The sequence below is a fragment of the Bradyrhizobium australafricanum genome (assembly GCF_020329495.1).
Lineage (GTDB): Bacteria > Pseudomonadota > Alphaproteobacteria > Rhizobiales > Xanthobacteraceae > Bradyrhizobium > Bradyrhizobium australafricanum.
Window position 1 is genome coordinate 43,153 of the sequence record NZ_JAGKJL010000062.1, and the last position, 6,514, is coordinate 49,666.

The 6,514-nt window shown below is 58.8% G+C and carries 6 protein-coding genes; 4 read left to right on the forward strand and 2 right to left on the reverse strand.

Features of this window, described 5'->3' with window-relative positions:
* Positions 1 to 176: 176 nt before the first annotated feature.
* Positions 177 to 497, reverse strand: coding sequence for a hypothetical protein (locus J6525_RS36890; protein WP_225648310.1), 321 nt, complete (start codon positions 495 to 497; stop codon positions 177 to 179).
* Between the two features lie 789 nt (positions 498 to 1,286).
* Here J6525_RS36890 and J6525_RS36895 point away from each other — a divergent pair.
* From J6525_RS36895 to J6525_RS36910, 4 genes are all read left to right on the forward strand, one after another.
* A complete protein-coding gene (locus tag J6525_RS36895) occupies positions 1,287 to 1,739 on the forward strand; it encodes a hypothetical protein (RefSeq protein WP_225648311.1) in 453 nt (150 codons plus the stop codon).
* A gap of 591 nt (positions 1,740 to 2,330) precedes the next feature.
* Complete coding sequence (locus tag J6525_RS36900) at positions 2,331 to 3,806, forward strand: M16 family metallopeptidase (protein WP_225648312.1); 1,476 nt, start codon at positions 2,331 to 2,333, stop codon at positions 3,804 to 3,806.
* Positions 3,807 to 3,862: 56 nt separating this feature from the next.
* Complete coding sequence (locus J6525_RS36905; RefSeq protein WP_225648320.1) at positions 3,863 to 5,236, forward strand: M16 family metallopeptidase; 1,374 nt, start codon at positions 3,863 to 3,865, stop codon at positions 5,234 to 5,236.
* 443 nt (positions 5,237 to 5,679) lie between these two features.
* On the forward strand, positions 5,680 to 5,856 hold the full coding sequence (locus J6525_RS36910) for a hypothetical protein (RefSeq protein ID WP_225648313.1): 177 nt from the start codon (positions 5,680 to 5,682) through the stop codon (positions 5,854 to 5,856).
* 379 nt (positions 5,857 to 6,235) lie between these two features.
* Here J6525_RS36910 and J6525_RS36915 read toward each other — a convergent pair.
* Positions 6,236 to 6,514 (reverse strand): transposase (locus J6525_RS36915; protein WP_225646291.1); only part of this gene is annotated, 279 nt, incomplete at its 5' end.

Consider the following 6,514-nt stretch of genomic DNA (forward strand, 5'->3'; position numbering starts at 1 on the left):
CCCGATCACGATAGCGCGGCCAGCTTGATGCCTGAGCGGCGGCTGTCGGAACTAGGCTGACTATAAGCCGCCGCTAAGACTCAGGAAGAGACAATATGTGGTCGATAGGTACACGAATCGCCAGGCTATCTTCCAGGTGTTTACGAGGCCGCTACCTTGCGATGGCCGGGAACCAGTCAAGCCTGCAATCCGACATTAGTGAGAGCCTTCGCGGTTTCAATTGAATAGATAAAATCCTCCGTGACCCGCTGCTTGGCGCCGTTCATCCAGGCCTGAAGAACGCCGATCTGGTCAGGCGCTGAAGTCGTGGAGGAGACTTCCTTGAAGAACTCCGTCAATTGTGTCGATTCGGTTTGAAGGCGCTCCTGCCAGTGCCAATAGGCCTCTGAGTACTTTTTCAAAAGCTCGTTTTGCGTTCCGATGACTCGCTTGGTGAAGTCCTGAAACGCGCCGGCTGCAATGCCGATGTCATCGTTTATTCCGTTCCCTTTCGTCATCATCATCTCCTTTGTCGTTGTATATGGACGACGACGCCTGAGCAGAGCCCCCGCGTGTAATTCGTGGTCACCAATTGGCACGTCTGTGCTCTCGCCTACAATTGCGGGGCCAATCTGGTCCCTTTGCTCGACGAGCAAACGACGTGCCATAAAAGATCCCTGAGAGGCTGCCGTCCACGAACAGGAAAGACATGTGCTTGATACAGCGCTCCGGACCCCCTGCTAATGCGGCGTCGCCGTCGAGACATGAAAGTATCAAATCGGACACGGCAGAGCGACAGCAGTGGAGGGCGAATGGCAGCTCTCGTGCCGAACAGTGATGATGATCGACGGGGAGCAATTTCTCATCGTTCCGATGTTCGGATCTATTTAACAGCTGACCAGCATCCTAGCACAATACGCTGCCTGGGCGCGTGCCCCATTGCTCGAAGCTGCGCGACAGAAAACTGGTAGCGGTTCAAGATATAGCGCGCCCGAGCAGTCGGCCGATGGTGGCCTAGCGATACCATGCGTATTGATCAGTGCGCCTGGTCCAGTCGGCTTCGCGGAGAAGGCGTTCGAGCCAATCAGCGGTCATCATGAGTATATCGGCTTGCTTCGCACTGCGATGAGCTTGTGCTGGCTGTTTAACGGGGACGCTGGATTACGCCGAGAAGTGTATGCCCGGAATAGCCCCTACCAAAACTTGGAGGCGACGACGTGCCCGTATGTAGCTAACATGGTTCTACCAGGGTTCGGGAAGACAAGAAGACAATTGTCCGCCAGAGCACTCGCGACGAGGGGACTCGGATGATCACGCCGGTTCGACGGAACTGGAATCCAAACGAATTGTTCAACGCTCTTACGCCTGCGATGTTCACCGCCGAACCATCGGCCATACGCGCACGCTGGGATAAATTGTGGCCTGATCTGTATACGGAGTATGACGCCCGATATTTGAAACAAGAACTAGCCGACCGAAACCTCATCGCTACCGATGAAGCTGCGGCATTTCTCGACGCCTGGGCGATCGATGAAGAGCGCCACACCGATGGCTTCATCCGCATCATTGAACTTGTCGCTCATGGATCCGAGAGGGATCTTCGAGAGAGATTGGACGCTCGACCGCATGATTTTGGTCCGATCACTGAGCACCTAACGGACGAATTCTCCCTCATGGTTATGATCGCATTTGACGAGATGTGCACTTGCCGCGCCTACGCAGCAGAGCCGCGCCTACGCAGCAGAAAAGCCGTTTTATGACGGTCTTGGGAACACCAAATTTCATCATTGGCTGCGGGAGGTCATTGCCGACGAGGCGGTTCACTCGATGAACGCTGTTAACGTCATCCGCGCGCGCTATCGCGACCGCATTGGGCAAGTCGGCCCAATTCTCGATAGCCTAATCCGCGCGAGCGCAAATCTACGCTATTCTGGCACCTTCGTCCTGGACTACTTCGGCACAGTGTACTCCAAGGAGCTCATCGCTAATTCACGGCTCGCAACCATGAGAAATATTGCCAAGCCACTTGCGGTGTAGAGCGAGATTCTACCAGCGAGCCCTCGCGAAAGTTGATTCGGCATCATCGCGGCTCAATCCGTCCTTCCCTGTAAGTTGCTAATTGGCGCCAACCGTTGTGGGCTTTCGTGCGCAACGTCGTGCTCACGACATGCCGGCGCTTGATGTTTGGCCAGAACAACCGGGCCGGGTTTGTTTTGCGTCCGGTTGGCGCGTCGTTCGGCCTTGCTCGGGCCATCGGGCAATTGGCCCGGCCTTTGCTCTATTGCTTGCCAAACAGTGTGCAGCTTCCCGCTTTGCCGGTCTGTCCGCCACAGCACGTGAATCTCTATTGAATGGAAGGCGATGCCATGAAGAACGGGCGTTCGGTCACCGCCACGGCGGGAGGTATCGCCACTGACGCCATCGGTTCGATGACGCGCACCGCCCTGGCGATCGAACACCGAACGGATGATAGCACGGATGGTAACCTATACTTTCCCGAGGAGGAGAGCGTCTTCGCCCAGAACACGGTCACGTCAGATCGACCGGCTAGCTTTGTGCTTCATAACGGCCTGCAGGTGGTGGTGATTCCGGATCATCGGATACCCGTTGTGACTCAGATGATCTGGTATAAGGTCGGGGCCGCCGATGAGCCGCCGGGCAAATCGGGGCTGGCGCATTTCCTCGAACACCTAATGTTCAAGGGCACCTCCAAACATCCGGCGGATGAGTTTTCCCAGACCGTGTTGCGCGTCGGCGGCAACCAAAATGCGTTCACCGGAACCGACTATACCAGCTATTTCCAGCATGTGCCGCGTGAGCACCTCGGCAAGATGATGGAATTTGAAGCTGACCGCATGACCGGTCTCATGCTAAAAGATGAGAACGTGCTGTCCGAGCGCGACGTCGTGCTCGAGGAATTCAATATGCGGGTCGCAAACGATCCGGGTGCGCGGCTCGCCGAGCAGATGATGGCGGCGCTTTACCTCAACCATCCCTACGGCCGTCCTGTGATCGGTTGGCGACAGGAGATCGAAAAGCTCCAGCGCGAGGATGCGCTCGCGTTCTATAAGCGTTTCTACGCACCGAACAACGCCATCCTGATCATCGCGGGCGACGTCGAAGCCACTGAGATCCACGCGATGGTGGAGAAGAGTTTTGGCGACATCCCCCCGCAGCCGTCGATCCCCGCTCAACGCCTGCGACCGCAGGAGCCGTCCCCGGCCGCGCTGCGCACCGTGACGCTGGCCGATCCCCGTGTCGAGCAACCAGCCTTGCACCGCTGCTATCTCGTACCGTCGGCTCGCACCGCGGCCGCCGGGGAGAGCCCAGCGCTCGAGGTGCTTGGGAAACTGATGGGCAGTGGCGTCAACTCATATCTCTATCGCGCGCTGGTAATCGACAAGCAGCTCGCGGTCAGTACATCGGCGGGCTACCACGCTACCGCATTCGACCCCTCGCAATTCGGGATTTCCGTCACACCAAAACCTGGCGTCGAGTTCGCCAGGATTGAGCGCGCCGCCGACGAGGTGATCGCCGACATTGCGCATCATCCGGCGACGGCCGAAGATCTCGAGCGGGTCAAGACCCGGCTGATTGCGCAAGCAATCTACGCCCAAGACAATCACGAAATGGTCGCGAGCTGGTATGGCCGCGGCCTGACGACGGGACGGAGCATCGACGATATCCGAGGCTGGCCGGACGGCATCCGCGCCGTCGGCGCCCAGCAGGTGCAGGAGGCCGCGCGCAAATGGCTCGACAAGAGACGCTCGGTGACCGGTTATCTCATCAAAGAGTCAGCGCCACAGCACGGGGAGAAGCTGCAGTGACCTATTCTTGCACACGACGTGAGGTTCTCCTCGGCGGCGCGTCGCTCTCAATCGCGATGCTCACCTCGCCACCTTCGCTTGCCGCCATCACGACCAAGATCCAGCGTCTGGTCTCGCCTTGCGGTATAGAAGCCTGGTTCGTCCGAGATTCCACCGTCCCGTTGATCGCGATGGAATTCGCTTTCGGGGGCGGCGCGACCCAAGATCCCACCGACAAACCCGGGGTTGGCCACATGGTTGCTGGCCTGCTCAACGAAGGTTCCGGCGATCTCAACTTCAAGGCCTTTCATGAGCGACTCGACCGCCGCGCGATCGAGCTAAGCTTTGGATCGACCCACGATCACTTCTGCGGTGGCTTGCGCACCCTCGAGGACAACGGGAACGAGGCCTTCGACCTTTTAAGGATGGCGCTAATCTCGCCCCGCTTCGACCCCGCCGATGTCGAACGGATCCGCGCCAGCGTACTTGCGCGCCTTCGGCATTACTCGACCGATCCATCATCACTCGCCGGTCGCAAGTTCTTTGAGGTCGCCTTCAACGATCATCCTTATGCCCGCCCAACCGCAGGCTCGGTCGAAAGCGTGCCGAAGATCGAAGTCGCGGATCTCAAGAGCCATGTCCGACGCGTGATCGCAAGAGACACGCTCAAGATCGCGGTGGTCGGCAACGTCGATCCAGAGGTTCTCTGCAAGCTTCTCGACAAGACCTTTGGCGGCTTGCCAGCCAAGGCGGACTCGACGCCGGTACCCGACGTGATCGTGGCAAAGCCGCCGCAGCGCGCATTCATTCCGTTCGATGTGCCGCAAACAGTCATGGCTTTCGGCGGTCCCGGCGTTCGCCGCAGCGAGTCCGATTTCATGGCCGCCTATGTCGTCAACCACATCCTCGGCGGTGCAGGTCTGAGGTCGCGGCTGTTCCGCGAAGTCCGCGAGAAGCGCGGGCTAGCCTATTTCGTACGTGAGCACCTGGTCTGGAGGACTCATTCGGCCATGTTCGTCGGCAAATGCGCGACCCGAGCCGATCGCACCGGCGAGACGGTCGAACAGATCGAGAAGCAAGCCCGCCACATCGCCGAGGTAGGGCCGACCCAGCAGGAACTCGATGACGCAAAGTGTTACCTGAAGGGCTCGCAAATGCTGGCGCTCAACTCATCATCAAAACTTGCGCGCACGCTGCTGCAGCATCAGCTTGACAAGCTACCGATCAACTATTTCGAAAAGCACAACGCCGTCGTCGACTCCGTGACGTTGGAGGACGCCAAGCGGGTCGCGCAGCGACTGTGGGGCCAGGGCCTGCTCACCATTATCGTCGGCCGCGCCCCCCTTGGCGAAGCCCAGTCGTCCCCTGTCCCATCGGTCACGACGCCGCCGCCACACACCGAGCAGCTAAGCGCCACGCCATCACCCACCTTACCGAAAAAACCCAATTAGCTTGTAGGTAACCCGGCTCGTAGCCACGAGGCTCACTCTCCATTTCTCCTTCCGGTGGAGAACTGGTACTTGGCAACCGCGGGGATCGGGCTCAACTCTCGGACCCACGGCCGAGCCGCACAAATGAGCGCTCACCGATTGCCTTGTTGCCGACCTTTCACTTCTGGCTCAAGCAGCGATCCCCCGCACCCGGAAGTCCTTACAGCGCTAGAAATCGCTTCTTTTGGAGGCTCCGGGACGAAGACGCAGGAGCTATGAAGTCGACGCTTCCCGTTTCCCTCCTTACTCGATCTGCCGCGATAAGTATCCGCCTTTAGGCGCCTTACAGTTGTGCTCAGCTGGTGCTACCGTCGAGGAATAGCGTTATGCACCGCGGCGCCAGCGGATCGACACCTGCCCTACAGCGCAACCTCTAGGGGGTAATCTGAAGGGTCGGTGGCGCCATGGCGGACATGGAGGCGAGTGTGAAGAAGCTTCATGCCGAAGCCGGATATGCGGTAGCAAAAAGTGCGACTGACGAGAAGAAGCGCGATCTGTACGAGCATCTCGGCGGCCGTTTTGCAGCTTGCCGACCAAATCGAAAAGGCCATGGCCAAACGGTCAGAGTGATCGGTCGATAAACGGTGCTGTCGTCATGAATAAGGGCCGATCCGGTCAGCGCAAATTCGACATCAGATGCACAGATCAGCCGGTGCAGGTCGTCGAGTGTACGCCGTGAAAGCCTCCTCACGTCGGGCGTGCGCGAGGCGGGCGCCCCTTAAGCCACTCAAGCAGCTTCACACTCTTGCGCCAGCGCTCCACGGCGACCGGATCACGATGGACAATCGTCAGATAGGCGCGCGCGGTCTGATCGGGAGCATATCGCCTTTGCTCCCAAATCTCGCAGGCTGGCCAATCTTACAGAGCAGCGCGGGGCAAATTCCTCCTGCGTTAGTCCGACCTTCTTCCGAATTGCCTTCACATCCATCGTTGTGCGGCATGCTCTAGGTGGTGTGGACATTAGCGCATCCATAGAACAATGGCAGCGAGAGTGACGACGGCGCGATAGTTCCGTGCCGTCTTTTCGAAGCGTGTTGCGACGCGTCGGAACTGCTTGAGCTTTGAGAAGCAGCATTCGACGAGATGGCGCTGGGCATAGAAATGCTTGTCGAGAGGGTATTTGAGCGCGCGCGACGGATTGTTGGGGATGACGGCGAGCGCGCCTTTGGCGGCGATGGCTTGGCGCAAATGATCGGCGTCATAGGCGGCGTCGGCCATGACGACTTGGGCTGATAAGCC

Excerpts from the sequence above, each read along its gene's own strand:
- J6525_RS36910 (WP_225648313.1), top strand. The coding sequence starts at position 5,680 with ATGGCGGACATGGAGGCGAGTGTGAAGAAGCTTCATGCCGAAGCCGGA.
- J6525_RS36890 (WP_225648310.1), bottom strand. The coding sequence starts at position 497 with ATGACGAAAGGGAACGGAATAAACGATGACATCGGCATTGCAGCCGGC.
- J6525_RS36895 (WP_225648311.1), top strand. The coding sequence starts at position 1,287 with ATGATCACGCCGGTTCGACGGAACTGGAATCCAAACGAATTGTTCAAC.
- J6525_RS36900 (WP_225648312.1), top strand. The coding sequence starts at position 2,331 with ATGGAAGGCGATGCCATGAAGAACGGGCGTTCGGTCACCGCCACGGCG.
- J6525_RS36905 (WP_225648320.1), top strand. The coding sequence starts at position 3,863 with ATGCTCACCTCGCCACCTTCGCTTGCCGCCATCACGACCAAGATCCAG.